Genomic DNA, 25,308 nt, shown 5'->3' with positions numbered 1-25,308 from the left:
TGAGAAACTTATACGCGCGAATAATAACAATGTGCAGTGCAATAAATAGGCGACTGCCATGCAAATGCGCAGGATCTTGATGAAGAAGAAGGCGACGGCGAGAAAAGCGGCAGCTTCATCTGTGCCTGTTTATCTATGCCTGCCCATAAAAAAAACGCCCCGTGCGGGGCGTTCTCAAGGTCAGACGACGTTGCGTCCGTGTCAGAAGCCGACGGCGGTCCGCGCAACGCGGCGGATGTCGCTGCGGCCGATGCCGAGATCGTGCAGCTCGCGGTCGCTCATCCGGTCGAGTTCGTTCACAGTTTCGCGATACTTGCGCCAGTTGTTGAGTTTGCGTGCGATGTTCATCTTCATGCCCTTTGTTCGTTCTTTCCGGCTCCCGTCCCGGCGCCGGTTTAATCTCATGAGCGATATATATGTTGCGGTGCGAAGAGATGACAGCGTCAAGAATGGATGCCACCTATGCACGTCACGCATTGCATCGCGCGGGGCGCTCAGGGGTTGCTTGGAGACTGCCAGGCAGTGGATGCAAATAGCGCCTGCCGGGGGAGGATACCGGCAGGCGCTATTTGCAAAGCTGGCCTCGAGGAGGAGCTGCCAGCGTCCGGCCGCACGCGAGAGGAGGAGGATGCGTGCCGCCGAATTTTCCGATCGCCTCCCACGGTCGCCAAAGGGGCGGGTCGAGCGGAGGCGTCTTCGATTTAGGACAAGCTTATATGCCGACGGTTAATAAAGGATGAATGACAGGAGGGCGGGGCGTCGGGATCGGTTCCCCCGACTGCGTCCGGCGTCGTCGTACAGCTGTCATTTTCCCTTTGCGCCGGGGGAAACGGGTGATATAGAGACGCGCGCTCCGAAAGCCTCCTCGCGGGGATTTTGCGCGGCTGGAGCGCGGGTATGGTGAAATTGGTAGACACGCCAGATTTAGGTTCTGGTGCCGCAAGGCGTGGGAGTTCAAGTCTCTCTACCCGCACCAGAGCCGCAGGAGCCGGATCGGGAGCCGTTACCGGCTAGAGATCAGCGTTCCAGAAGTCGCGGCCGGTCACTCAGGTTCCGGCGTCGTGCTCATCGAAAACCAACGGCTGTCTGAGCACCGCCGCCACGATATGAAGGTTTTAAAATGCAGGTTACCGAAACGCTCGCTGAAGGGCTGAAGCGCGAAATCAAGGTCGTCATTCCGGCCAAGGACATGGAAGCGCAGATGAACGAGCGCCTCGCCGATGCCAAGGACAAGGTCCGCATCAACGGCTTCCGTCCGGGCAAGGTGCCGGTCGCGCATCTGAAGAAGATGTACGGCAAGTCGATCATGGCCGAACTGGTTAACGAGATCGTTCGCGAGCGCCCGACGAAGATCCTTTCCGAGCGCGGCGAGAAGTCCGCCACCCAGCCATCCATCACGATGACCGAAGACGAGGCGGAGGCTGAGAAGATCCTCAGCGCCCAGGCCGATTTCGAGTTCACGCTCTCCTACGAAGTCATCCCGCCGATCGAGCTGAAGTCGACGGACGGGATCAAGGTCGTGCGCGAGGTCGTCGATGTTTCGGATGAGGAAGTGACCGAGCAGATCCTCAAGATCGCCGAAAGCGCCCGCACCTACGAAACCAAGAAGGGCAAGGCCGCGAACGGCGACCGCGTCACCATGAACTATCTGGGCAAGGTCGACGGCGAAGCCTTTGACGGCGGCGCTGCCGAGGATGCCGAGCTGGTACTCGGTTCCGGCCGCTTCATCCCCGGCTTCGAAGATCAGTTGGTCGGCGTCAAGGCGGGCGACGAGAAGACCATCAACGTGACCTTCCCGGCCGATTATCCGGCAGCGAACCTTGCGGGCAAGGAAGCCACCTTCGACGTCACCGTCAAGGAAGTGGCAGCTCCGGCCGAACTGGAACTGAATGACGAGCTCGCCTCCAAGCTTGGCATTGAATCGCTGGACAAGCTCAAGGAGATCGTCCGCGGCCAGATCGAGAGCCAGTATGGCAACGTCACCCGCCAGAAGGTCAAGCGTCAGATCCTCGACCAGCTCGATGAGATGTACAAGTTCGACACGCCGCAGGGCCTTGTCGACGCCGAGTTCGAGAACATCTGGCGCCAGATCAACACCGATCTTGCCCAGTCCGGCAAGACCTTCGAGGACGAAGACACGACCGAGGAGGAAGCACGCGAGGAATACCGCAAGCTTGCCGAGCGTCGCGTCCGTCTCGGCCTCGTTCTCTCCGAGATCGGCGAGAAGGGCGGCGTCGAGGTGACCGAGGAAGAAATGCAGCGCGCGCTCTTTGCCCAGTTGCAGCAGTTCCCGGGCCAGCAGAAGGAAATCCTCGACTACTTCCGCAATACGCCGGGTGCCTCCGCATCGTTGCGCGCGCCGATCTTCGAAGAGAAGGTTGTCGACAAGCTGCTCTCCGAGATCGACGTGACCGATAAGAAGGTTTCCAAGGAAGAGCTCTTGGCCGACGACGAGGGAGGCTCCGACGCCGCCGACAAGCCTGCCAAGAAGAAGGCTGCGCCGAAGAAGAAGGCTGCCGCCAAGGAAGACGCTGCAGAGGCGAGTGCCGATGAGGCTCCGGCTCCGAAGAAGAAGGCTGCGCCGAAGAAGAAGGCCGCTGACGACAGCGCCGAATAATCCTCGGTTCGCGTAAATCGAGAAGCCGGGTCGGCAACGATCCGGCTTTTTTGTTGTCCCTCCCGAATTTGTCCCGCCATGATCCGCATCGAAAACATCAGCAAGTCGAATAGTCACCGAATCCTCTATATCGAGGCCTCGGCTGCCCTCAATCGCGGCGAGAAGATCGGCCTGGTGGGGCCGAACGGCGCCGGCAAGACGACGCTGTTCCGCATGATCACCGGCCAGGAAAGCCCGGACGAGGGTCAGGTTTCCGTCGAGAAGAACGTGACGATCGGCTACTTTGACCAGGATGTAGGCGAGATGTCCGGCGTCAGTGCCGTAACCGAGGTCATGAACGGTGCAGGGCCGGTCAGTACGGTGGCGGCCGAGCTTCGCGAACTGGAGGCGGCGATGGTCGATCCGGACCGGATGGACGAAATGCACGAGATCATCGAGCGCTACGGGGAAGTGCAGGCACGCTACGAGGAGCTTGACGGCTACGGGCTCGAAAGCCGGGCGCGCGAAGTGCTGGCAGGCCTCTCCTTCAGCCAGGAGATGATGGACGGCGATGTCGGCAAGCTTTCGGGTGGCTGGAAGATGCGCGTGGCGCTGGCTCGCATTCTCCTGATGCGCCCCGATGTCATGCTGCTCGACGAACCCTCGAACCACTTGGATATCGAGAGCCTGATCTGGCTGGAGCAGTTCCTGAAGAACTACGACGGCGCGCTGCTGATGACCTCGCACGACCGCGAGTTCATGAACCGCATCGTCAACAAGATCATCGAGATCGATGCCGGCTCGCTGAATACCTATGCCGGCGACTACGGTTTCTACGAACAGCAGCGGGCGCAGAACGAGAAGCAGCAGCAGGCGCAGTTCGAGCGCCAGCAGGCGATGCTTGCCAAGGAGATCAAGTTCATCGAGCGTTTCAAGGCGCGGGCGAGCCATGCGGCCCAGGTGCAGAGCCGTGTGAAGAAGCTCGACAAGATCGAGCGCGTGGAGCCGCCCCGCCGGCGCCAGACGGTCGCCTTCGAGTTCCAGCCGGCGCCTCGTTCGGGGGAAGACGTCGCGAGCCTGAAGGGCGTCCACAAGGCCTATGGCAGCCGCACGATCTATGACGGGCTCGACTTCATGATCCGCCGCAGAGAGCGCTGGTGCATCATGGGCGTCAACGGCGCCGGCAAGTCGACGCTGTTGAAGCTGATCGCAGGTTCCGCCGAACCGGACCAGGGCTCGGTGACGATCGGCGCCAGCGTCAAGATGGGCTATTTCGCCCAGCACGCCATGGACGTCCTGGATGGCGAGCAGACGGTATTCGAATGGCTGGAGTCGGAATTTCCGCGGGCAGGGCAGGGAACGCTGCGGACGCTCGCCGGCTGCTTCGGATTCTCAGGGGACGATGTGGAAAAGAAGTGCCGTGTCCTGTCGGGCGGAGAGAAGGCGCGCCTCGTCATGGCCGCGATGCTGTTCGACCCGCCAAATTTCCTGGTTCTTGACGAGCCGACCAACCACCTCGACCTCGACACCAAGGAGATGCTGATCAGGGCGCTCTCCGAGTACGAAGGTACCATGCTGTTCGTCAGCCACGACCGGCATTTCCTATCCGAGCTTTCAAACCGCGTGCTGGAGATCTCGGCCGATGGCGTGCACCGCTATGACGGCGGCTACCGGGAATATGTCGAACGGACGGGCTATGAGGCGCCGGGTCTTGCGGCCTGATGCCTCGTCGCCCTCCGATTGCGGTCGGGAGGCAGTCAGGCCCCCTGTAGTACCCCCATGTCGGCATCATCGAGTTCGGTCGCCCGCAGGTGCGCCGGCCTGTCGTGGAGATGCGCCACATAGGTCTCGAACGCGGGCCGCTTGTCGATCGAACCGAACTGCATGCCCCACATCAGGTGCGAGCCGACATAGACGTCGGCCGCCGTGAAGCTGCTGCCGGCGATGTAGCTGCGGTCGGTGAGCGCATTTTCGAGCGTCTCGATTACCTCCGCATAGCTCCCGTATCCGATCATGGCGCGACGATCCTCAGGGACCTGGAAGCCGAGGGCACGATTGCTGACAGCCGCCTCCAGCGGACCGGCCGCGAAGAAGAGCCAGCGATAATAGTCCGCCCGCTCACGTTGTGGCGGCGCAAGCCCCGCCTGCGGGAAAGCGTCAGCCAGATAGGCGCAGATCGCGGGGCATTCGGTGACGACCTTTTCGCCGTGGAGCAGCGTCGGGACCTTGCCCATGGGATTGAGCCGGAGGTAGTCGGCTTCCTTGATGGTGCCGCAGAAGGTGAGGATTTCCCGGCGATAGAGGACGCCGACCTCCTCCAGCATCCATCGGGCGATCCGGCCGCGCGACATCGGGTTGGTGTAGAGAACAAGTTCGTCCGTCATGATGGCTCTCCTCCGTTCGCCATATGTTCTAGCGAAGCGCGCGTTGGAAATCAACTCGCACCGTCAGGCAGTATTCCAGCGCCTGGGCCACACGATCGCGGCCGCCGTCCCCCGAGCCGGGAGCCTCGAAAAGGGAGAGAGCAGAGGGTTGCGAAAGGAAACGAAAAACGGCGGGATTTCTCCCGCCGTCGCCTTATCGTGTCGTGGTTGCAAGGCTGTCAGGCAGCCATGGCCTTTTTGAGGTTGTCGTCGATCTTGTCGAGGAAGGCGGTGGTCGAGAGCCACGGCTGGTCCGGACCGATGAGGAGCGCGAGGTCCTTCGTCATGAAGCCCGATTCCACCGTCTCGATGCAGACGCGCTCCAGCGTCGAGGCGAACCGCGCAAGTTCGCCATTGTCGTCGAGCTTGGCGCGGTGGGCGAGGCCACGCGTCCAGGCGAAGATCGAGGCGATCGAGTTCGTCGACGTCTCCTGGCCCTTCTGGTGCTGGCGGTAATGGCGGGTCACCGTACCGTGGGCGGCTTCTGCCTCGACCGTCTGGCCGTCCGGCGTCATCAGCACCGAGGTCATCAGTCCGAGCGAGCCGAAGCCCTGTGCGACGATGTCCGACTGCACGTCGCCGTCATAGTTCTTGCACGCCCAGACATAGCCGCCGGACCACTTGAGGGCGGCTGCAACCATGTCGTCGATCAGGCGGTGCTCGTACCAGATCTTCTTGGCTTCGTACTGCGCCTTGAATTCCGCGTCGTAAATTTCCTGGAAGATGTCCTTGAAGCGGCCGTCATAGGCCTTGAGGATGGTGTTCTTCGTGGAGAGATAGCAGGGCACGCCGCGCTGGAGGGCGTAGTTGAAGGAGGCGCGGGCGAAATCGCGGATCGAATCGTCGAGGTTGTACATCGCCATGGCAACACCTGCGGACGGTGCGTCGAACACGTCGTGCTCGATCGTCTGACCGTCCTCACCGACGAACTTGATCGTCAGCTTGCCCTTGCCGGGGAACTTGAAGTCGGTGGCGCGGTACTGGTCGCCGAAGGCATGGCGGCCGACGATGATCGGCTGGGTCCAGCCGGGCACGAGGCGCGGCACGTTCTTCATGATGATGGGCTCGCGGAAGATCACGCCGCCGAGGATGTTGCGGATCGTCCCGTTCGGGCTCTTCCACATCTTCTTGAGGCCGAATTCCTCCACGCGGGCTTCGTCCGGCGTGATGGTCGCGCACTTGATGCCGACACCATGCTTCTTGATGGCGTTGGCCGCATCGACCGTCACCTGGTCGTTCGTGGCATCGCGGTTCTGGACGGAAAGGTCGTAATATTCGATCGGCAGATCGAGGTAGGGCAGGATCAGCTTGTCCTTGATGAACTGCCAGATGATGCGGGTCATCTCATCGCCGTCGAGATCGACGACCGGATTGGCTACCTTGATCTTTTGCATGGATTCCTCTTCGAATGCTGGCCGGCAGCGGTTCCCCGGCAGATTGGACACGAATGTGCGCTGCGCTATAGCATCCAGGGACCGGAACGCAAAGTCATACGCTGGTCGGAGCGCTTTTTTCGCCGTACCGGACCGGCGGCGGGTGTGTCCGCCGCCATTGTGAGAATCGGTGCGGTGGTGGAAGATCGTGCCATTCAACAAGAGTCGAACATCGTCATGCGGATACTCCTGCTCACAGCGGCATTTTGTGCCCTTGCCACCGCCGCTCCGGCGGCCGGGGCAACGGACCCCGTTCGCGAGGTGATGGACGTTACCACCCGCAACTGGGCGAGCACGGACGGCGAATGGAGCTACCTCTTTGCCGAGGATCCGCTGCGACGCCTGTTCAGCCTCCGGTTCCAGGCGGCCTACCGCGAGGCGGCCAAACGGCCCGCCTATGAGACGGAAGACGGCGGTCCGGGGGACCCCTTCGGCTATGATGTCGTCACCGCCTCGCAGGACGGCTGCCCTCTGGAAGATGTCAGTATCCATCCTGCTGGTGCACAGGACGGAAAGACGCCGGTGAAGGTGACATTCAAGCTGTGGCGCTGCCTGGACCAGGTGGAACTCAGGGACAGCCTGAACGAGGTTCTGTTCGACGTGGTGGCGGAAGACGGCCGGTACGTCATCGACGACATTCACCGGATCGGGCCGGACGGCCAGGATTCCCTGCTGGCGGAGATGGGGCAACTGGCGACGGAAGGCCAGTAACCGGAAGCGCCACGCGCGACGTTATTTTCCGCCCTGGCCTTGCCTTTTGGCGGGATCGGCTGTATGCGCACCACCATTCCACACGTAGGGCATGGGATCGTCCGGGAGAAATCCGGGCTTTTCCGCCGGTGGCGCCCTCGAAGAGGGTGCTGTTCGCCTTGCGGAGGTTCAACCGGAAAAGGAGAAAAAGGCATGGCATTGCCTGATTTCAGCATGCGCCAGCTTCTGGAAGCTGGTGTTCACTTCGGCCACCAGACCCACCGCTGGAACCCGAAGATGAAGCCGTATATCTTCGGCGATCGCAACAACATCCACATCATCGACCTCGCGCAGACCGTGCCGATGCTGTCGCGCGCCCTGCAGGTCATTTCTGACACCGTCGCCCGTGGCGGTCGCGTTCTGTTCGTCGGCACCAAGCGCCAGGCGTCCGAACTGATCGCCGACAGCGCCAAGCGCTCGGCTCAGTACTACGTCAACTCCCGCTGGCTCGGCGGCATGATGACGAACTGGAAGACCATCTCGAACTCGATCCAGCGCCTGCGCAAGCTCGACGAGATCCTGTCGTCGGAAGCTTCCGGCTACTCCAAGAAGGAGCGCCTGAACCTCGAGCGCGAGCGCGAGAAGCTGGAAAAGGCACTCGGCGGTATCCGTGACATGGGCGGCACGCCGGACCTTATGTTCATCATCGACACCAACAAGGAAAAGATCGCGATCGACGAAGCGAAGCGTCTGGGTATCCCGGTCGTCGCCATCATCGACTCCAACTGCGATCCGGACCTGATCGACTACCCGATCCCGGGTAACGACGACGCTTCGCGCGCCATCGCTCTCTACTGCGACCTGATCGCACGCGCTGCCATCGACGGTATCGCACGTCAGCAGGGTGCTTCCGGCCGCGACCTCGGCGCATCCGCCGAAGCCCCGATCGAGCCGGCCCTCGAGGGCGAGGCAGAGGCGCAGGCCTGATCTCAGCGAAGGCGGCGCTTGCGCCGCCTTTCTTCTCCGGGTCGAGGCGCATCTCCCCGGCAAGGGTTCATGACCCTGTCACACTTCCGGGTACATTCGTCCCCAACGCTGCCTTTGCCGACGATTTTCCGGCCTGGGCGATCTTGAAACAAGAGGCACACAATGACCGAAATCACAGCCGCAATGGTGAAGGAACTGCGCGAGAAGACCGGCGCAGGCATGATGGACTGCAAGAAGGCACTTGCCGAAAACAATGGTGACATGGAAGCGGCGATCGACTGGCTGCGCGCCAAGGGCATTGCCAAGGCCGACAAGAAGTCGGGCCGTACCGCCGCCGAAGGCCTGATCGGTATTGCCAGCGCCGGCACCAAGGCCGTCGTGGTCGAAGTCAATTCGGAGACCGACTTCGTTGCCCGCAATGATGCCTTCCAGGATCTCGTTCGCGGCGTGGCCCAGGTTGCGCTTTCCACCGACGGTTCCGTCGAGGCCATCGGCGCAGCGGTCTATCCGGCCTCCGGCAAGTCGGTCAGCGACACCATCAAGGACGCGGTTGCGACCATCGGCGAGAACATGAACCTCCGCCGTTCCGCCATGCTTTCCGTCGATGACGGCATCGTCGCCACCTATATCCACAACGCCGCTGCGGACGGCCTCGGCAAGCTCGGCGTTCTCGTGGCGCTGAAGTCGACCGGCAACAAGGACGCGCTGGCCGCTATCGGCCGTCAGGTCGCGATGCATGTCGCCGCCACCGCACCTCTCGCCATCCGCGCCGAGGAAGTGGACGCCGCCGTAGCTGAGCGCGAGCGCAACGTCTTCATCGAGCAGTCGCGCGCTTCCGGCAAGCCGGATGCCATCATCGAGAAGATGGTCGAGGGCCGCATGCGCAAGTTCTTCGAGGAAGTGGCGCTTCTCTCGCAGGCCTTCGTCATCAACCCGGAGCTGACGGTCGGCGCCGCGGTCAAGGAAGCCGAGAAGGATGTCGGCGCTCCGATCGAGGTGACCGGCATGGTCCGCCTCCTCCTCGGCGAAGGCGTCGAGAAGGAAGAGTCGGATTTCGCAGCTGAAGTGGCTGCAGCCGCCAAGGGCTGACACCTTCATTCGATTGGTGAAAGCGAAGGGCATCGCGTGACAACGCGGTGCCCTTCGTGTATCCGCATGCCATTTGATCGCCAGGAGTGCCCATGTCCCCAAAGCCTATCTACAAGCGCGTTCTTCTCAAGGCCTCCGGTGAAGCCCTGATGGGCAGCCAGGGGTTCGGCATCGACGTTGCGGTGGCCGATCGCATCGCTTCCGATATCGCAGAAGCGAGGGCGATGGGCGTTGAAGTGGGCGTGGTGGTCGGCGGAGGCAACATCTTTCGCGGCGTCGCGGTCGCCTCCAAGGGCGGGGATCGCGTGACGGGCGATCACATGGGCATGCTAGCCACCGTCATCAACGCGCTGGCGCTTGCGACATCGCTGCGCAAGCTCGACATTGATACAGTTGTCCTCTCGGCCATCGCCATGCCGGAGATCTGCGAGAGCTTCACGCAACTGCGCACGCTCCATCATCTGGAGCAGGGCCGCGTGGTGATCTTTGCGGGTGGTACAGGGAACCCCTTCTTCACGACCGATTCGGCCGCGGCGCTGCGCGCGGCGGAGATCGGCGCGGAGGCCATCTTCAAGGGGACCCAGGTGGACGGCATCTATTCGGCCGATCCGAAGAAGGACCCCGCGGCGACCCGCTTCGAAAGCCTCACCCATGGCGAGGTTCTGGAAAAGGGGCTGGCCGTCATGGACGTGGCGGCCGTTGCGCTCGCACGCGAAAATGCGATCCCGATCATCGTGTTCTCGATCCACGAGAAGGGCGGTTTCGCGCAGATACTGACCGGCGGTGGCCGCAAGACCATCGTCTCCGACAACTGAAGAAGTCTCGCAAGCCAAGAAGAATAAGGGAGTAGACGGATGACTGGAGCCATCGATCTCAACGACATCAAGCGCCGCATGGAAGGTGCAATCAACGCTTTCAAGGGCGACGTCGCCTCGCTGCGGACCGGCCGCGCATCCGCCAACATCCTGGATCCGGTGACCGTGGAAGCTTATGGCTCGCGGGTGCCGTTGAACCAGGTCGCCAACATCACCGTGCCGGAGCCCCGCATGCTCGGCGTTTCCATATGGGACAAGTCCATGGTCGGCGCCGTCGACCGGGCCATTCGCGAATCCCATCTGGGGCTCAACCCGATCGTCGATGGCCAGAACCTGCGCATCCCGCTCCCGGAACTGAACGAGGAGCGCCGCAAGTCGCTCGTGAAGGTCGCCCATGATTATGCGGAGAAGGCCAAGGTCGCGATTCGCCATGTTCGTCGCGACGGGATGGACGCCCTGAAAAAGGCCGAAAAGGACGGTGACATCGGTCAGGATGAAAGCCGATCCCTGTCAGACAAGGTCCAGAAGATGACAGATGATACGATTTCCGAGGTCGATCGCTTGCTTGGCGAGAAGGAAAAGGAAATCATGCAGGTCTAGTCCGGCCTGCATCGCACTCCTTGGCATCCGATAACCGGAACTCACATGGCAAACCTCGATCTACCGGTCATCCCGCAGCACGTCGCCATCATTATGGATGGCAACGGACGGTGGGCGAAGCAACGCGGCCTGCCGCGCACGATCGGCCACAACAAGGGCGTCGAGGCGGTTCGCGAGGCGGTGAAAGCCGCTGGCGAAACGGGCGTGAAATTCCTGACGCTGTTCGCTTTCTCCTCCGAGAACTGGTCGCGGCCGGAATCGGAGATCGAGGATCTGCTCGGATTGCTGCGCAGATTTATCCGCCGTGATCTGGCGGATCTGCACCGCGAGAATATCCGCATCCGTATCATCGGTGAGCGGGAGAAGCTTCGTAGCGATATCCTGCCGCTGCTGCTGGAGGCGGAGGAGACGACGCGCGGAAATACGGCGATGACGCTGGTCATCGCCTTCAACTACGGGGCCCGCGACGAAATCACCCGAGCCGTCGGCAGGCTTGCACGCGATGTCCAGGCAGGTCTTCTCAAGCCCGAGGATATCAATTCCGATGCGATCGGCAGCCGTCTCGACACGGCCGGTATTCCCGATCCGGACCTTATAATCCGCACCAGCGGCGAAGAGCGCCTCTCGAACTTCCTCCTCTGGCAGGCTGCTTATTCCGAGCTCGTCTTCCTGCCGTGCTACTGGCCTGATTTCGATCGGCAGCAGTTCGAGGAGGCGTTGCGGATCTATGCGGCACGGGATCGCCGTTTCGGTGGACTTTCCAGTGCCACAACCGCGGTGGTTGGCTAATGAGTCCCGAACTCAAGCGCCGGATTGTCTCCGGAGTGGTCATGGCCGCCGTGGTTCTGGCAGCCACCTGGGTCGGCGGGCTGGCCTTTCGCCTGCTGGCAGCAGCGATCTCGCTGCTGATCTATTTCGAATGGTCGACGATCACCAAGCTCACGGAGAAGAATTTTACCGGTAACCTTGTCGCGTGGGTCGGGATTATCCTTCTCGCCGCCAACATAGCCTTCGGCGACGCCGATATGAGCATGCCGCTGCTCAGCGGGCTGGCCGTCACGATGGCACTGATCGTCGTTGTCGGCGGCGGGACCTGGTGGCTGCCCGCAGGCGTCGTCTATTCCGGTCTCAGCGGCGTAGCTTTTGGAGCAATTCGGGAAGGCGGGTTCTCGGGGCTGGCGGCGATCCTCTTCGTCTTTACCGTCGTTTGGGCGACGGATATCCTCGCCTATTTCGTCGGAAGAGCCCTCAAGGGACCGAAGCTTGCTCCCCGCATATCGCCCGGCAAGACATGGTCCGGGGCGATCGGCGGCACGGTTTCTGCGATCATTGCAGGCCTGTTGCTGACCCTGGGGCTTTTCGGCAAGGTATCCGCGTGGATTATCGTCCTGGCGCTGGTCCTCTCGGTCGCAAGCCAGATAGGCGATCTTTTTGAGTCCTTCATCAAGCGCCGCTTCGGTGTGAAGGATTCCAGCAAGCTTATCCCGGGGCATGGCGGCGTGATGGACCGGGTCGATGGTCTCGTTTTTGCCTGCTTCGCGGTGTTTCTTCTCACGCTTGCCTATGGCCCGCTGACGGGCCGGGCCGGAGTGACGGTCGGCAACTTCCTGTTCGGTTTATAGAAGCTGGACCGGCGACAACCGCAAATCGATTGGACGGATGGACATGATGGCGATCATCGGGCTTCTCACGGGCTATATCATTCCCTTCATCATCGTCCTGTCGGTGCTCGTCTTCGTCCATGAGATGGGCCACTATCTCGTCGGCCGCTGGTGCGGGATCAGGGTGACGGCCTTCTCGGTGGGCTTCGGTCCGGAACTGGTAGGCTTCACGGATAGCCACGGTACCCGCTGGAAGCTGTCCGCCATTCCGCTTGGCGGCTATGTCAAGTTCTTCGGCGACGAGGATGCCGCCAGCGTGCCGGATATGGCCAATCTCGACAAGTTCACGCCGGAAGAGCGTGCGCGGACGCTCGCCGGCGCGAAGCTGTGGAAGCGGGCGGCCACGGTCGCAGCCGGCCCGATCGCCAACTTCCTCCTGGCGATTGCCATCTTCGCCGCGTTGTTCGTCACCTATGGCAAGATGGTCTCTGATCCTGTCGTGGCTGAGGTTCGCCCCGAAAGTGCTGCGGCCTCTGCGGGTATCGAGCCGGGCGATCTTCTGGTGGCGCTGGACGGAGAGCCGATCCGGACCTTCGACGATGTCCGCCGCTATGTCGCCGTGCGTCCCGAGACGACCATCCTCATGACCGTGGAGCGCGGGGGGCGTGAGATTCAACTCCCGGTGACGCCGAAGCGGACGGAGATCACCGACCAGTTCGGCAACAAGGTCGAGCTCGGCCAGATCGGCATCGTTACCAATGCCGAGCGGGGGAATTTCCGCCTGGAAACCTATTCACCGGTCGAGGCTGTGGTGGAGGGTGTTCGCGAAACGGGCCACATCATCAGCGGCACGTTCAGCTACCTTGGCAATATATTCACCGGCCGCATGAGCGCGGACCAGATCGGCGGGCCCATCCGCATTGCGGAGACGACGGGGCAGATGGCGACCCTCGGTTTTGCGGCGGTCCTCAACTTCGCGGCCGTCATCTCGGTGTCGCTGGGCTTGATGAACCTGTTTCCCATCCCGGTCCTGGATGGCGGGCATCTTCTCATGTATGCCCTGGAGGCAGTGCGCGGCAGGCCGCTGAGCCCAAGGGTTCAGGACGTCGTCTTCCGGTTCGGGCTCGCCATGATCCTGACGCTGATGGTGTTTGCCACCTGGAACGACACCATCGGCCGGTGGATCGGTTGAATTTGATGAAAACTGTTTGTTTACCGTGTTTTGAACTGTGCGTGTCCGTGTTGCCACGGGCGGCAAGGAAGTAAACAGAATTTAACGTGATGCCTTGCTTGTAGGGCAAAAGAAGGTAAAACGACACACGTGTGGCCGGAGTCGGGCTTCACCCGCCGAGGGACAACGGGAAAAGGTAAGATTTGAAATGAAGGCTGGTTCAAGGTTTTTGAACGCAGTGTCGGCGTTTGCGCTGTCTGCTAGTGTTGTTGCATCGGGCGCAGGCGTATCGGTACTTGCCTCAGCTTCCGTCGCGCAAGCGGCCGTTATCCGCAGTGTTCAGGTGAGAGGGGCAGAGCGCGCCGGGGAAGAGGCTGTCCGTGCCAACCTGACGATCCAGCCGGGTGTCAGCTTCACCAATGCCGATATCGATGAATCGGTGAAGCGTCTGTACTCTACCGGCTATTTCTCGGATGTGCGCATCAGCGTTTCGGGCAGCACCCTTGTCGTCTCGGTCAGCGAGAACCAGCTGGTCAACCAGGTCGTCTTCAACGGCAACCGCAAGATCAAGGACGATAAGCTTGCCGCTGTCGTCCAGACCCAGTCGCTCGGTCCGTACAATCAGGAAATGATCAACGCCGACATCGAGCGTCTGCGCGAAGCCTATTCCGCGATCGGCCGCGGCGATGTCGAGATCACCACCCAGACGGCTCCGGTCGGCGAGGGGCGCGTGAACGTAGCCTTCGTGATCAACGAAGGCGACCGCACGAAGATCGCGGACATTAACTTCGTGGGCAACCAGGCCTATGGCGACGGTCGTCTCCAATCGGTCATCCTGACGAAGGAATCCGGGCCGCTGTCCTTCTTGACCCGCAAGGACGTCTACAGCCAGGACAAGCTGCGCGCGGACGAGGATGCGCTGCGCCAGTTCTACTACAATCACGGCTATCCCGACTTCCGCATCATCTCCTCGGAAGCGGTGCTCGACGAGACGTCGAACCAGTACAACATCACCTTCACCGTCGAGGAAGGTCCCCGCTACCGGTTCGGCGATGTGGTCGTCGAATCGACGGTGGACGGCGTGAGCTCCGAAGACCTGCAAGGTCTCGTTCGCACGAAGACGGGTGACGTCTACGATGCCGGCGACGTCCAGAAGTCGATGGAGGCGATTTCCCAGCGCGTTGCGTCGGCCGGCTATCCCTTTGCTCGGGTGACACCGCGTGGCGACCGCAATTTCGAAACCCAGACCGTTGGCGTTTCCTATCTCGTCGACCAGGGCGAGCGCGCCTATGTCGAGCGGATCGAGATCCGCGGCAATACGCGCACCCGCGATTACGTGATCCGACGCGAGTTCGACTTCAGCGAAGGCGATGCGTTCAACCAGCAGATGGTTTCGCGCGCCAAGCGCCGTCTCGAGGCTCTCGGCTACTTTACAACCGTCAACATCTCCACGTCGCAGGGGTCGGCTTCCGACCGCGTCGTCGTGATTGTCGACGTCGAGGATCAGCCGACCGGTTCGTTCGGCATTGGTGCCGGCTATTCGGCCGGTGGCGATGGCCTCATCCTCGAAGCCTCGATCGAAGAGAAGAACTTCCTCGGCCGCGGCCAGTTCATCCGCGTCGCCGTCGGTGGCGGTCTGGACGATGCGCGCAGCTACAACCTTTCGTTCACCGAGCCTTATTTCCTCGGTTACCGTCTGGCTGCCGGCTTCGACCTCTTCAAGAACCAGACCTCGTCGGAAAGCTATTACGACTACGACGAGCAGGGTGTGACGCTGCGTGTGACGGCGCCCATCACCGAGGATCTGGCAACGACGTTCCGCTATACCTACAAGCAGATCGAGTATGAGGGTGACGGCGACTGGCAGGCCGGCACGCCGAATACGGCAGGCGACAATCTTTCTGCGCCATACGAGGATCTGATCAACGAAGGCGAATTCGTTCAGTCGTCGGTGTCCCAGACGCTCACCTACAACACGCTCGACGACACGAAGCTGGCGCGTGAAGGCTTCTACGTTTCGGCGACGCACGAATATGCCGGTCTCGGCGGCGATTCGGAATTCTACAAGATCTACGGCCGCGCCCGTTATTTCCACCTGCTGTCGGAAGAAGCGGACATCATTGGTTCCGTTGCCGTCGGTGCCGGTCATGTGGTTGGAACAGGAGACGACCTCAACGTGTTCGACCAGTTCATGGTCGGTGGCCGTCAGATCCGTGGCTTCGAGAACCAGGGTATCGGCCCGCGCATGCTGAACGGCGATGCGATCGGTGGCACGACCTACTTCACGGCGTCGGCCGAAGTGACCTTCCCGATGCCGGCCTTCCCGGAAGACTTCGGTCTTCGCGGAGCGGTGTTTGCCGATGCCGGTACCTTGTACGGCAACGATGTGGATACCAGCGGCGAAACCGTCCAAGGAACGAGCATGGCTTGGCGTGCGTCCGTTGGTGCGGGTATCCAGTGGGCCTCGCCCTTCGGTTCGATCCGCTTCGACTACGCCGTACCGGTGGTCAAGGAAGACTTTGACGAAACCCAGGAATTCCGGTTCAGCATGGCAAACCAGTTCTGATCACGGCTGACAGAACTGCGGCCAGATCTGATCCGGAGTTATATGGCCTGATGGATTCGAACGAATTTTTTCCGCCCCACGATGGAATCAGCCTACGTGAGCTGGCAGCCCATCTTGGGGCAGAACTGCTTGATATAGCCGCCGGCGACCGGACTATCCGTTCCGTCGCGCCTTTGGAGCGGGGGCGTGAAGGCGAGATCTGCTATCTTCGCTCGCGGCGAGACCGCGACGAACTGGCGACCTGCAAGGCATCAGCGATCTTGTGCGATGCATCCCTGCAGTCCCTGATTCCGGAAAACATCGCCGTTCTTCTGACGCCTGCGCCCCATACGGCATTCGCACGGGCTGGCGCCCTGTTGCATCCGGTTGCCATGCGTCCATCGCCGACCGTGGCCGGGACGGGCGGTGTTCATCCGGCTGCGTTCGTGGATCCGACGGCCAAGCTGGAAGCTGACGTCGAAGTTGAGCCCATGGCCGTCGTTGGCGCTCGGGCGGAGATCGGTTCCGGCACCCGTATCGGCGCAGGCTGCGTCATCGGCGCCGATGTGAAGATCGGCCGCAACTGCTCGATCGCTCCTGGCGCAACCGTCGTCGCGTCTTTGATCGGCAACGGCGTGATCATACACAATGGCGCCCGCATCGGGCAGGACGGCTTCGGTTATGCGCCCGGTCCGGGCGGAATGCTGAAGATCGTCCAGATCGGCCGGGTCATCATCCAGGACAATGTCGAGATCGGCGCCAATACGACGATCGACCGTGGAACCATGGACGATACGGTGATCGGCGAGGGAACAAAAATCGACAACCAGGTGCAGGTCGCCCATAACGTCCGCATCGGCAGGCACTGCGGGATCGTCAGCGGCGTCGGGATCGCGGGGTCGACCGTGATCGGCAACGGCGTAATGATCGGCGGCGCCAGCGGCGTCAACGGCCATATCACCATCGGCGATGGCGCCCAGATTGCCGCGATGAGCGGCGTGATGTCGGATCTTGCCGCCGGTGCCCGTGTCGGCGGTATTCCGGCCCGTCCGCTCAAGGACTTCTTCCGGGATGTCGCCGAGGCAATGGCGCGTTCCGACGAGCGGGCGAAGCGTAGAGGAGACAGGAATGAGTGAAGAGACCGGCGCCACGCTCGGATCGGCCGATATTCTCGAGATCATGAAGCTTCTGCCGCACCGGTATCCGTTCCTGCTCGTGGACCGGATCGTCGATATCGACGGTGACGACTCGGCGGTGGGGATCAAGAACGTGACGGCGAACGAGCCGCACTTCACTGGCCATTTTCCCGAGCAGCCGATCATGCCCGGTGTGTTGCTGATCGAAGGCATGGCCCAGACGGCCGGCGCCATCTGTGCCCGCAAGCAGGGGCAGGGCGGCGATCTGGTCTACTTCATGACGATCGACAATGCCCGCTTCCGCAAGCCGGTCGTGCCCGGGGACCGGGTCGAGTTCCGGGTCCAGAAGCAGAAGCAGCGCGGCAACATCTGGAAATTCCATTGCGATGCCTACGTTGATGGTTCACTCGTCGCAGAAGCGGATATCGGCGCGATGATCCGCCGCAAGGGTGGCGAATGAGCAGGATCGCTTCAACGGCTCGCATTCATCCGATGGCCATCGTCGAAGACGGTGCCACCCTCGGCGAAAATGTGGTGGTTGGTCCGTTTTCTACCGTGGGCAAGGATGTCGTTCTGAAGGACGGCGTCGAGGTCATTTCCCATGCCGTGGTGACCGGCAAGACGGAGATCGGCCGGGGCTGCCGCATCTATCCCATGGCGGTGATCGGCGGCGTGTCGCAGAGCCTTCATGAAGCCGGCGAGGATTCCACCCTGACCATCGGCGAGAAGTGCACCATGCGGGAAGGCGTCACGATCAACATGGGCACTGTCGGCGGTGGCGGAAAGACCGTGATCGGCAATAACTGCCTCTTCCTGACCAATTCGCACGTCGCCCATGACTGCATACTCGGCAACGGTATCGTCATGTCCAACAACGTGATGCTCGCCGGCCACGTCAAGGTTGACGACTATGCCATCCTCGGCGGCGGCTCCGCGGTTCACCAGTTCGGCCGCATCGGCCGCAACGCCTTCATCGGCGGCCTGTCGGCAGTGAGCTACGACGTCATTCCCTACGGGATGCTCAACGGCAACCCAGGTATCCTTGCCGGGCTCAACGTCGTGGGTATGACGCGCGCGGGCATAGAGCGGGCGACGATCCATCGGGTTCGGCGCGCCTTCAAGCAGATCTTCGAGGGCGAAGGCAACATCCGCAACAATGCGGCTGCCATCCGCGACGAATATGCGGACTGCAAGGAAGTGGTCGAGATCCTTGATTTCATTGCGGCCGAAAGCGATCGCGCGATCTCCTCTCCCTTCCGTGGCAAAGCCTGACGGCATGACTACGCCCGCTCCGTCCCGAACCAGGGGACGGCTCGCGATCGTCGCGGGCTGGGGGTACCTGCCGCTCTATCTGGCCCAGGCCGCGCGTGCCGCCGGCGAGGATCCGGTCATCGTCGCTCTGGCGAGCGAGGCCGATAGGACGTTCGATGGTTTTGAGACGGTGACGGCGGGCGTCGGCGACCTTGCCGGAATAGAGCGTTTCATCCGTCAGAAGGGCGTAGACCGGGTCGTGATGTCGGGCGCTGTGCGCCGGCGGCCGGATCTGCGCGATATTCGTCCGACGCTGCGCACGCTGCTGCGCGTTCCGTCGGTGGTGCGCACCTTGTTGTCCGGTGGTGACGACACCGTGCTCCAGATGGTCATAAAGCTCTTCGAAGGCATGGGCTGCCGGGTCATCGGAGCGCATGAGGTGGCTCCGCATCTCCTGGCACGGACGGGAACCCTGACCTCCATCAGCCCATCGCAGGAGGACGTGCGTGACATCGAGGAGGCAGTGAAGGCCGCGCTCGCCCTTGGTGCGCTGGATGTGGGGCAGGGCGCCGTGAGCATTGGCGGCAGGGTCGTCGCGCTGGAAGGCGTTGAAGGAACCGACCAGATGCTAGATCGCGTCGCGAGCCTGCGCCGGGAAGGGCGCATCTCGAAACGGCGGAAGGGTGTTCTGGTGAAGCTCTGCAAACCCCAGCAGGACGTTCGCGCCGACCTTCCGGCGATCGGCTTGTCGACGATAGCCAACGCCTCCCGTGCCGGGCTTGCCGGAATTGCGGTGGAGGCGGGGCGTTCGCTCGTGCTGGATGAACGGGAGGTCCTTGGAGCGGCAGAGGGCGCCGGTCTGTTCGTATGTGGTATTGATGCCGGGCTTCCACGAGGAGGATTGTGATGGCCGAGGCGATGCTGAAGGTGGCTGTCGTGGCAGGGGAGGTGTCGGGCGACCTTCTTGGCGCCGATCTTGTGGCGGCGTTGAAGGCGTCTCGCGCCGGCGGTGTGGAACTGGTCGGCGTCGGCGGAGATGCCCTGCAGGCGCAAGGTCTGCGGTCTCTCTTCGATTTCTCCGAGCTTTCCATCATGGGGCTGACGCAGGTTCTTGCCCGTCTGCCGCAACTGATGCGCCGCATCCGGCAGACGGCGGATGCGATTGTAGCCGCCAGACCGGATGTCCTCGTCATCATAGACAGCCCCGATTTTACCCATCGCGTCGCAAAACGCGTTCGCGCGGCGCTGCCCCACCTGCCGATCATCGATTATGTCTGCCCCAGCGTCTGGGCCTGGAAGGAATACCGCGCCAGGGCCATGGTCCCCTATGTCGATCATGTGCTGGCCGTGCTGCCCTTCGAGCCGGCTGCGATGGGTCGCCTCGGCGGGCCGCCGACAACCTTTGTCGGGCACCGGCTGACGAGCGATCCGGATGTCTCGAGAGTCCGGGCCATCCGCAAGGAGCGGCAAGCCAGGCAGGCGGGCGAGAGCCGGACGATCATGCTTCTTCCCGGCTCCCGTTCCGCCGAGATTCGTCACCTGCTTCCCGTTTTCGGTGAAGCAGCGGCAGAGTTTGCGGCGCGCAACGGACCCGCTCGCTTCGTTCTGCCGACCGTACCGCGGCAGGAGGCGCTGGTCCGGGAGATTGCGGGAACTCTGCCGGTCGCGCCTGAAATCAGCGTCACCCCCGAAGAGAAATGGAATGCCTTCTCCGAGGCGGATGCCGCGCTTGCTGCCTCCGGAACGGTGCTGCTGGAACTTGCGCTGTGCGGCGTTCCGGCAGTCTCAGCCTATAAGGCGGACTGGCTGATCACGCTGCTTTCGAAACGGATCAAGATCTGGTCGGCAGCGCTTCCCAACCTGATCGCGGATTATACGGTGATACCGGAATATCTCAACGAGGTCGTTCGCCCCGGAAGCCTCAGCCGCTGGATGGAGCGGCTTGCCTCCGATACGCTGCAGCGTCGGGCGATGTTGGAAGGCTTCGATCTCACATGGCAGCGCCTGCAGACCGCGGTGCCGCCGGGGGAAGCCGCGGCCGGCATCGTCCTTGAGCTCCTGGAAAGAAAGAAGCCCGGTCAATGACCGGGCTTCAGACATTTTAGTGGCCTGCGCTCAGCGCTTGGAAACCGGCACGTAATCGCGCTTCGGGGCACCCGTGTACAGCTGGCGCGGACGTCCGATGCGCTGCTGCGGATCCTCGACCATTTCCGCCCACTGGGCGATCCAGCCGACCGTGCGGGCAAGGGCGAAGAGCACCGTGAACATGGTGGTGGGGAAGCCCATCGCCTTCAGCGTGATCCCGGAATAGAAGTCGATATTGGGATAAAGCTTCTTTTCGACGAAGTATTCGTCGGTCAGGGCGATGCGCTCGAGCTCCATGGCGACCTGCAGCATCGGATCGTCCTTGTGGCCGAGCTCGCTGAGGACCTCATGGGTGGTCTTCTGCATGATCTTGGCGCGGGGGTCGTAGTTCTTGTAGACCCGGTGGCCGAAGCCCATAAGGCGGAACGGATCGTTCTTGTCCTTGGCGCGGGCGATATATTCGGGGATGCGGTCGACGCTGCCGATTTCCGTCAGCATGTTGAGCGCAGCTTCGTTGGCGCCGCCATGGGCGGGACCCCAGAGGCAGGCGATGCCGGCCGCGATGCAGGCGAACGGATTGGCGCCCGAGGAGCCGGCGAGACGCACGGTCGAGGTCGAGGCGTTCTGCTCATGGTCGGCGTGCAGGATGAAGATGCGGTCCATGGCGCGCGCCAGGACGGGGTTGACCTTGTACTCCTCGCACGGCACCGCGAAACACATGTGCAGGAAGTTCGACGCGTAGTCGAGGTCGTTCTTCGGATACACGAAGGGCTGGCCGACATGGTACTTGTAGGCCATCGCAGCAATGGTCGGCATCTTGGCGATCATGCGCAGCGAAGCGACCATGCGCTGGTGCGGATCGGTGATGTCGGTCGAGTCGTGGTAGAAGGCCGAGAGCGCGCCGACGCAGCCGCACATCACGGCCATCGGATGCGCATCCCGGCGGAAGCCGGTGAAGAAGCGCGTCATCTGCTCGTGCACCATGGTGTGGTGCGTCACGCGATAATCGAAGTCCTTCTTCTGCGCCGCCGTCGGCAGCTCGCCGTAGAGGAGGAGGTAGCAGGTCTCGAGGAAATCGCCGTGCTCGGCCAGTTGTTCGATCGGATAGCCGCGATGCAGGAGCACGCCTTCCTCACCGTCGATATAGGTGATCTTGGACTCACAGGATGCGGTTGACGTAAATCCGGGATCGTAGGTGAAGGCTCCGGTCTGCTTGTAGAGAGAGCCTATGTCGATGACGTCGGGACCGATGGTGCCGGACTTCACCGCCAGTTCGACGCTCTTGTTGCCCAAAACCAGATTTGCGCTCTTGTCCGTCATGCTGATCCTCCAACCTGTTGGCGGCGTGGCGTCTCAAAACGCCACAAGAATTAAGCGTAATGTGTTGCTATATGATCCGGCGCCTGCTGCCAAGCACTGCTGATGTCTAATTGTGCAGTGCCGAAATCGCTTCTGCCCTGACGTTCAGTTTGCGGTTAAAAATCAGTCATGAAGGCTGATCCGACGAAGACGCTGAGAAACCGTTGCACAGGTTGGGGTTGCAATTTCATCGTGGCGGTTGCATGGTTCATGCGAGGCTGGGTGGGTGCCGATGTCGCAGGAGGGGGCAGTTCGGGAACGAACCGAACCGGGGGATCTATCCTCACGCGGTACGACCCGGCTCGTTTCTGCCGCCACCGGAGATCACGTGTCCGCCGACCGCCGTCTTGCCGGTCCGCTGAGGCTGTTGAGCAGGCGCAAAAGGGTTGATTCCGGGTGGTCCCGGGAGCCTTCGGCAGCGAAGCTGCAGAAGGCGCTGAACGAGGAGGTCTCCCACGGTCATGCCTTCCTGTTCATCCCGGTCCTGATAGGCGGTGGCGCGGCAGTCTGGTTCGCGCTGCCCCGTGATCCTCCTGCCTTTCTGGTGTTCACGCTTCTCCCGTTGTCCTTGCTTGCGCTCTCCGTCGCGTCTCCTCTCGGCAGGATCCGTAGCTTTCTTCTTTCCTTCAGCCTTCTTCTCATCGGGGCGGCCGCCGCGGAAGTCGAGACGTGGCGGCGTGCAACGGTAATCCTCGACTCCCCCGTCACCACCAGCGTGGTAGGGGAAGTTCATCGGCGCGAACCGGCGGGAGAGGGCCGCTGGCGCTATTTCATCCGCGTCAACGCGACAGAGCGGCCGATCCTCAAGCGGCCCCCGGAGGATGTGGTACTCCTCGCCCGCGCGAAGCACCGGCCTTTCGAGGCCGGAGATGTGCTGCGGGGGCGAGCGCGCCTTTCGCCTCCATCCGGCCCGGCCCTTCCGGGACTGAACGACTTCGCCTTTCGCTCCTACTACGACGGCATAGGAGCGGTCGGCTTCTTCTATGGGGCGCCTCAGCCCGCGGGGACGCGGAAAGCCGACGAGCGAGATTGGAGCGAGAGGCTCTCGCAACGGATATTCGAACTGCGCGGAACGATCGCCGACCGTATCCGTGCGACCGTCGCCGGCGATGCCGGCGCCTTTGCGGCGGCCATTGTCACCGATGAGAGACGTGCCATCTCGGAGGAGACGACGGAGGCGCTGCGCATATCGGGGCTTGCCCACATCGTCGCCATTTCGGGTCTCAACATGGCGCTCGCCGCCGGCATATTCTTCATCGGACTGCGCAGCGGCCTCGGGCTCTTCACCGGTTTCGCACAGGCCTGGCCGATCAAGAAGATCGCCGCGGTCGGAGCGCTCCTGATGGCGACCGTCTATTACCTCATATCGGGCTTCGCAGTTTCCGCCGAGCGCGCATACCTGATGATGGCCGTGATGCTGATCGCCGTCCTCGTCGATCGCGCGGCCATCAGCCTGCGCAATGTGGCAATCTCCGCGATCGTGATTCTGCTGGTGTCGCCGTCCGAGGTCATGGGGCCGAGCTTCCAGATGTCATTCGCCGCCACGGCGGCGCTGATCGCCGGCTATGCGTTCTGGAGCAGGCGCCAGAGCCACCGGGAACCCCACCCCTTTCCGACCGGGCACGGCCGGTTGGCGCCATTCCTGACGGTCTGGCACCTGATGGCCGGCATCTTCGCAACGTCGCTGATCGGAGGGCTTTCGACGGCGATCTACTCGATGGACCATTTCCATCGGCTGTCCGGCTACGGCTTGGTCGCCAACCTGGCGGTGATGCCGATCATCTCCTTTCTGGTCATGCCTGCAGGCCTTGTGGGTATGCTGCTCATGCCGTTCGGGCTGGATGCGCCCTTTCTGAAGCTTATGGGAGCGGGATTGGAAGCGGTCATCCATGTGGCGAAAGCGGTGTCGTCCTGGGGCGGAGATGTCGGTGTGGGCCGCCAGCATCCCTGGTTTCTGCCGGTCGCCTCGGTAGGGCTTCTGTTGCTGACACTCCTCCGCACGAAGTTGAGGCTATTGGGCATCCCGTTGATTGCGACAGCCTTTCTGCTGTCCTGGCAGGCGCAGCGCGCACCGCTTCCGGATATCCTCGTTGCCGATGACGGCACGCTTGTCGCGACCCTACAGCCGTCGCCTGCCACGAATCGCACCCGCCCGCCCGGTTTCGTCTTCGACCAGTGGCGGCGGGCCCTGTTGCTCACCGATCCGCGAAAGCCTGTCGTATCACCGGGCGAAGACATTGCCCCCAAGGGCGTTGGAGAGGGAGGCCTGAGCGCAACCGGAAAGGAGAAGGACGGCGGCGCGTTCGATGATGAGCAACGGCATCGCCACCGCGCGGCGATGCGGCAAGCTTTTGCTGCGGCAGGTGCGGATGCCGGCCGTTTCCAATGCCTGCCGAAGGCCTGGTGCGTGGCTGTGACCGACGAAGGCGTGGCCATCGCCGTGGTGGAGGACGGCCGCATTGCCGGCATCGCGTGCGATCTGGCGGTGCTGGTCGTCGCACCGCGGGCCCCCTTCGACCAATGTCGGTCCGGCGCAAGACTGATAAGCGGCGCTACGTTGAGAAGAGCGGGCTCCCTGGAGATCAGCCTCAACGGCAGCCGGGACAGTCACCAATGGACGATCGTCGCCGCCATGGCCGGCATTGACCGTCCCTGGTCCAGGCACCGCTTATTCGACTGGAGGACCGGAGAGTTCGAGGCGCCGGTTCCGTCCTCTCGAGGCGAAGCTGATCAGTGGTAGCGGCGGATGAGACCAACGAGCTTGCCTTGAACCTTCACACGGTCCGCCGGCAGGATACGCGTTTCGTAGGCAGGATTGGCCGCCTCCAGTGCGATCGAGGCGCCGCGGCGGCGGAAGCGCTTGAGGGTCGCCTCCTCGTCGTCGACGAGTGCCACGACGATATCGCCGGGGCTGGCGGTCTGGCCATTGCGGATGATGACCGTATCACCGTCGAGGATGCCCGCCTCGATCATCGAGTCACCTTTCACTTCCAGTGCGTAGTGTTCCCCGGAGCCGAGCATTTCCGCCGGAACGGCGATGTCGTGTGTGTTGTTCTGGATGGCGGAGATGGGAACGCCGGCTGCGATGCGCCCCATGACCGGAATGCTTGTGCTTGAGGTTTCGTCGTTGGCCGCCTTTGCCGGAGCAGCGGGCGTCGGCTTCTGCTTGCCGAGGCTGCCTTCGATGACGCTCGGCGAGAAGCCGCGGCGAGGTTGCAGGCTGCTGCTGTAGGCTTCCGGCAGCTTGATGACCTCCAGCGCCCGGGCCCGGTTCGGCAGGCGGCGGATGAAGCCGCGCTCTTCCAGCGCCGTGATGAGGCGGTGGATCCCCGATTTGGAAGCAAGGTCGAGCGCGTCCTTCATCTCGTCGAACGAGGGCGGCACGCCCGATTCCTTCATCCGCTCGTGAATGAAGAGTAGCAGTTCCTGCTGTTTGCGCGTGAGCATCCGGGTTCCTTCGGGATGAAACAAATCCGGAACGGAATCTATCTGTTCCGCATGTGTTCTGCAAGGGGAAAGTTCCCGCC

At 62.3% G+C, this 25,308-nt stretch carries 22 protein-coding genes and 1 tRNA gene; 18 read left to right on the top strand and 5 right to left on the bottom strand.

Annotated features, from left to right (window positions below; translation table 11 throughout):
• Window positions 1-201: 201 nt before the first annotated feature.
• The gene (locus RTCK_RS15000) at window positions 202-348 is read right to left on the bottom strand and encodes a DUF1127 domain-containing protein (RefSeq protein WP_142520811.1); all 147 of its coding nucleotides are present in this window, start codon (window positions 346-348) and stop codon (window positions 202-204) included.
• A gap of 543 nt (window positions 349-891) precedes the next feature.
• On the opposite strand from RTCK_RS15000, the gene RTCK_RS14995 reads away from it, so the two are divergent.
• From RTCK_RS14995 to RTCK_RS14985, 3 genes are all read left to right on the top strand, one after another.
• Window positions 892-976, top strand: a tRNA-Leu gene (locus RTCK_RS14995).
• A 144-nt stretch (window positions 977-1,120) separates the two neighbouring features.
• Window positions 1,121-2,617: a trigger factor gene (tig, locus tag RTCK_RS14990; protein WP_142593375.1), complete on the top strand. Its 1,497-nt coding sequence runs from the start codon at window positions 1,121-1,123 to the stop codon at window positions 2,615-2,617.
• A gap of 78 nt (window positions 2,618-2,695) precedes the next feature.
• Window positions 2,696-4,318, top strand: a complete 1,623-nt coding sequence (locus tag RTCK_RS14985) for an ABC-F family ATP-binding cassette domain-containing protein (RefSeq protein ID WP_142593374.1) — start codon at window positions 2,696-2,698, stop codon at window positions 4,316-4,318.
• A 35-nt stretch (window positions 4,319-4,353) separates the two neighbouring features.
• On the opposite strand, the gene RTCK_RS14980 is transcribed toward RTCK_RS14985, so the two are convergent.
• Window positions 4,354-4,980 carry a glutathione S-transferase family protein gene (locus tag RTCK_RS14980; protein ID WP_142593373.1) on the bottom strand — a complete coding sequence of 209 codons (627 nt, stop codon included), beginning with the start codon at window positions 4,978-4,980 and terminating at the stop codon, window positions 4,354-4,356.
• 218 nt (window positions 4,981-5,198) lie between these two features.
• A complete protein-coding gene (locus RTCK_RS14975; RefSeq protein ID WP_142520807.1) occupies window positions 5,199-6,413 on the bottom strand; it encodes an NADP-dependent isocitrate dehydrogenase in 1,215 nt (404 codons plus the stop codon).
• Window positions 6,414-6,557: 144 nt separating this feature from the next.
• Here RTCK_RS14975 and RTCK_RS14970 point away from each other — a divergent pair, with 144 nt between their 5' ends.
• The 14 genes from RTCK_RS14970 (at window position 6,558) to lpxB (ending at window position 20,422) form a co-directional block, all read left to right on the top strand.
• Window positions 6,558-7,163 (top strand): hypothetical protein, encoded by a 606-nt coding sequence (locus tag RTCK_RS14970; RefSeq protein WP_328803974.1) that lies wholly within the window; start codon window positions 6,558-6,560, stop codon window positions 7,161-7,163.
• Between the two features lie 192 nt (window positions 7,164-7,355).
• Window positions 7,356-8,129, top strand: a complete 774-nt coding sequence (gene rpsB / locus RTCK_RS14965; protein ID WP_142520805.1) for a 30S ribosomal protein S2 — start codon at window positions 7,356-7,358, stop codon at window positions 8,127-8,129.
• 162 nt (window positions 8,130-8,291) lie between these two features.
• Complete coding sequence (gene tsf / locus RTCK_RS14960) at window positions 8,292-9,218, top strand: translation elongation factor Ts (protein WP_142593372.1); 927 nt, start codon at window positions 8,292-8,294, stop codon at window positions 9,216-9,218.
• A gap of 92 nt (window positions 9,219-9,310) precedes the next feature.
• On the top strand, window positions 9,311-10,033 hold the full coding sequence (gene pyrH / locus RTCK_RS14955) for a UMP kinase (RefSeq protein ID WP_142593371.1): 723 nt from the start codon (window positions 9,311-9,313) through the stop codon (window positions 10,031-10,033).
• A gap of 39 nt (window positions 10,034-10,072) precedes the next feature.
• Window positions 10,073-10,633, top strand: a complete 561-nt coding sequence (frr, locus tag RTCK_RS14950; RefSeq protein WP_142520802.1) for a ribosome recycling factor — start codon at window positions 10,073-10,075, stop codon at window positions 10,631-10,633.
• 45 nt (window positions 10,634-10,678) lie between these two features.
• Complete coding sequence (locus RTCK_RS14945; RefSeq protein ID WP_142593370.1) at window positions 10,679-11,422, top strand: isoprenyl transferase; 744 nt, start codon at window positions 10,679-10,681, stop codon at window positions 11,420-11,422.
• Window positions 11,422-12,255, top strand: coding sequence for a phosphatidate cytidylyltransferase (locus RTCK_RS14940; protein ID WP_142593369.1), 834 nt, complete (start codon window positions 11,422-11,424; stop codon window positions 12,253-12,255). Before RTCK_RS14945 ends, RTCK_RS14940 begins: the two co-directional genes overlap by 1 nt.
• A gap of 46 nt (window positions 12,256-12,301) precedes the next feature.
• Window positions 12,302-13,426 carry an RIP metalloprotease RseP gene (gene rseP / locus RTCK_RS14935; RefSeq protein WP_142593434.1) on the top strand — a complete coding sequence of 375 codons (1,125 nt, stop codon included), beginning with the start codon at window positions 12,302-12,304 and terminating at the stop codon, window positions 13,424-13,426.
• A gap of 187 nt (window positions 13,427-13,613) precedes the next feature.
• Entirely contained in the window at window positions 13,614-15,971 is a 2,358-nt protein-coding gene (gene bamA / locus RTCK_RS14930; RefSeq protein WP_142520799.1) for an outer membrane protein assembly factor BamA, read from the top strand.
• Between the two features lie 50 nt (window positions 15,972-16,021).
• On the top strand, window positions 16,022-17,086 hold the full coding sequence (lpxD, locus tag RTCK_RS14925; RefSeq protein ID WP_142520798.1) for a UDP-3-O-(3-hydroxymyristoyl)glucosamine N-acyltransferase: 1,065 nt from the start codon (window positions 16,022-16,024) through the stop codon (window positions 17,084-17,086).
• Window positions 17,079-17,546 (top strand): 3-hydroxyacyl-ACP dehydratase FabZ, encoded by a 468-nt coding sequence (fabZ, locus tag RTCK_RS14920; RefSeq protein ID WP_142520797.1) that lies wholly within the window; start codon window positions 17,079-17,081, stop codon window positions 17,544-17,546. Before lpxD ends, fabZ begins: the two co-directional genes overlap by 8 nt.
• Entirely contained in the window at window positions 17,543-18,358 is an 816-nt protein-coding gene (gene lpxA, locus RTCK_RS14915; protein ID WP_142520796.1) for an acyl-ACP--UDP-N-acetylglucosamine O-acyltransferase, read from the top strand. The genes fabZ and lpxA overlap by 4 nt, the downstream gene beginning before the upstream one ends.
• Window positions 18,359-18,362: 4 nt before the next feature.
• Complete coding sequence (locus RTCK_RS14910; RefSeq protein ID WP_142520795.1) at window positions 18,363-19,244, top strand: LpxI family protein; 882 nt, start codon at window positions 18,363-18,365, stop codon at window positions 19,242-19,244.
• Window positions 19,244-20,422 carry a lipid-A-disaccharide synthase gene (gene lpxB / locus RTCK_RS14905; RefSeq protein WP_142593368.1) on the top strand — a complete coding sequence of 393 codons (1,179 nt, stop codon included), beginning with the start codon at window positions 19,244-19,246 and terminating at the stop codon, window positions 20,420-20,422. Before RTCK_RS14910 ends, lpxB begins: the two co-directional genes overlap by 1 nt.
• 30 nt (window positions 20,423-20,452) lie before the next feature.
• On the opposite strand, the gene gltA is transcribed toward lpxB, so the two are convergent.
• On the bottom strand, window positions 20,453-21,742 hold the full coding sequence (gene gltA, locus RTCK_RS14900; RefSeq protein ID WP_142520793.1) for a citrate synthase: 1,290 nt from the start codon (window positions 21,740-21,742) through the stop codon (window positions 20,453-20,455).
• Window positions 21,743-22,109: 367 nt separating this feature from the next.
• Between gltA and RTCK_RS14895 the strand changes: the two genes are divergently transcribed.
• Entirely contained in the window at window positions 22,110-24,521 is a 2,412-nt protein-coding gene (locus tag RTCK_RS14895; RefSeq protein WP_235988704.1) for a ComEC/Rec2 family competence protein, read from the top strand.
• On the opposite strand, the gene lexA is transcribed toward RTCK_RS14895, so the two are convergent.
• Complete coding sequence (gene lexA / locus RTCK_RS14890) at window positions 24,512-25,228, bottom strand: transcriptional repressor LexA (protein WP_142520791.1); 717 nt, start codon at window positions 25,226-25,228, stop codon at window positions 24,512-24,514. The genes RTCK_RS14895 and lexA overlap by 10 nt on opposite strands.
• Between the last annotated feature and the right edge of the window lie 80 nt (window positions 25,229-25,308).

The sequence above is a fragment of the Pseudorhizobium endolithicum genome (assembly GCF_902153245.2).
GTDB classification, from domain to species: domain Bacteria; phylum Pseudomonadota; class Alphaproteobacteria; order Rhizobiales; family Rhizobiaceae; genus Neorhizobium; species Neorhizobium endolithicum.
The sequence above is the reverse complement of the archived record's forward strand: the minus strand, read 5'-3'. Positions and strand labels throughout refer to the sequence as shown.

Excerpts from the sequence above, each read along its gene's own strand:
- RTCK_RS15000 (WP_142520811.1), bottom strand. The coding sequence starts at position 348 with ATGAACATCGCACGCAAACTCAACAACTGGCGCAAGTATCGCGAAACT.
- tig (WP_142593375.1), top strand. The coding sequence starts at position 1,121 with ATGCAGGTTACCGAAACGCTCGCTGAAGGGCTGAAGCGCGAAATCAAG.
- RTCK_RS14985 (WP_142593374.1), top strand. The coding sequence starts at position 2,696 with ATGATCCGCATCGAAAACATCAGCAAGTCGAATAGTCACCGAATCCTC.
- RTCK_RS14980 (WP_142593373.1), bottom strand. The coding sequence starts at position 4,980 with ATGACGGACGAACTTGTTCTCTACACCAACCCGATGTCGCGCGGCCGG.
- RTCK_RS14975 (WP_142520807.1), bottom strand. The coding sequence starts at position 6,413 with ATGCAAAAGATCAAGGTAGCCAATCCGGTCGTCGATCTCGACGGCGAT.
- rpsB (WP_142520805.1), top strand. The coding sequence starts at position 7,356 with ATGGCATTGCCTGATTTCAGCATGCGCCAGCTTCTGGAAGCTGGTGTT.
- tsf (WP_142593372.1), top strand. The coding sequence starts at position 8,292 with ATGACCGAAATCACAGCCGCAATGGTGAAGGAACTGCGCGAGAAGACC.
- pyrH (WP_142593371.1), top strand. The coding sequence starts at position 9,311 with ATGTCCCCAAAGCCTATCTACAAGCGCGTTCTTCTCAAGGCCTCCGGT.
- frr (WP_142520802.1), top strand. The coding sequence starts at position 10,073 with ATGACTGGAGCCATCGATCTCAACGACATCAAGCGCCGCATGGAAGGT.
- RTCK_RS14945 (WP_142593370.1), top strand. The coding sequence starts at position 10,679 with ATGGCAAACCTCGATCTACCGGTCATCCCGCAGCACGTCGCCATCATT.
- RTCK_RS14940 (WP_142593369.1), top strand. The coding sequence starts at position 11,422 with ATGAGTCCCGAACTCAAGCGCCGGATTGTCTCCGGAGTGGTCATGGCC.
- rseP (WP_142593434.1), top strand. The coding sequence starts at position 12,302 with ATGGCGATCATCGGGCTTCTCACGGGCTATATCATTCCCTTCATCATC.
- bamA (WP_142520799.1), top strand. The coding sequence starts at position 13,614 with ATGAAGGCTGGTTCAAGGTTTTTGAACGCAGTGTCGGCGTTTGCGCTG.
- lpxD (WP_142520798.1), top strand. The coding sequence starts at position 16,022 with ATGGATTCGAACGAATTTTTTCCGCCCCACGATGGAATCAGCCTACGT.
- fabZ (WP_142520797.1), top strand. The coding sequence starts at position 17,079 with ATGAGTGAAGAGACCGGCGCCACGCTCGGATCGGCCGATATTCTCGAG.
- lpxA (WP_142520796.1), top strand. The coding sequence starts at position 17,543 with ATGAGCAGGATCGCTTCAACGGCTCGCATTCATCCGATGGCCATCGTC.
- RTCK_RS14910 (WP_142520795.1), top strand. The coding sequence starts at position 18,363 with ATGACTACGCCCGCTCCGTCCCGAACCAGGGGACGGCTCGCGATCGTC.
- lpxB (WP_142593368.1), top strand. The coding sequence starts at position 19,244 with ATGGCCGAGGCGATGCTGAAGGTGGCTGTCGTGGCAGGGGAGGTGTCG.
- gltA (WP_142520793.1), bottom strand. The coding sequence starts at position 21,742 with ATGACGGACAAGAGCGCAAATCTGGTTTTGGGCAACAAGAGCGTCGAA.
- lexA (WP_142520791.1), bottom strand. The coding sequence starts at position 25,228 with ATGCTCACGCGCAAACAGCAGGAACTGCTACTCTTCATTCACGAGCGG.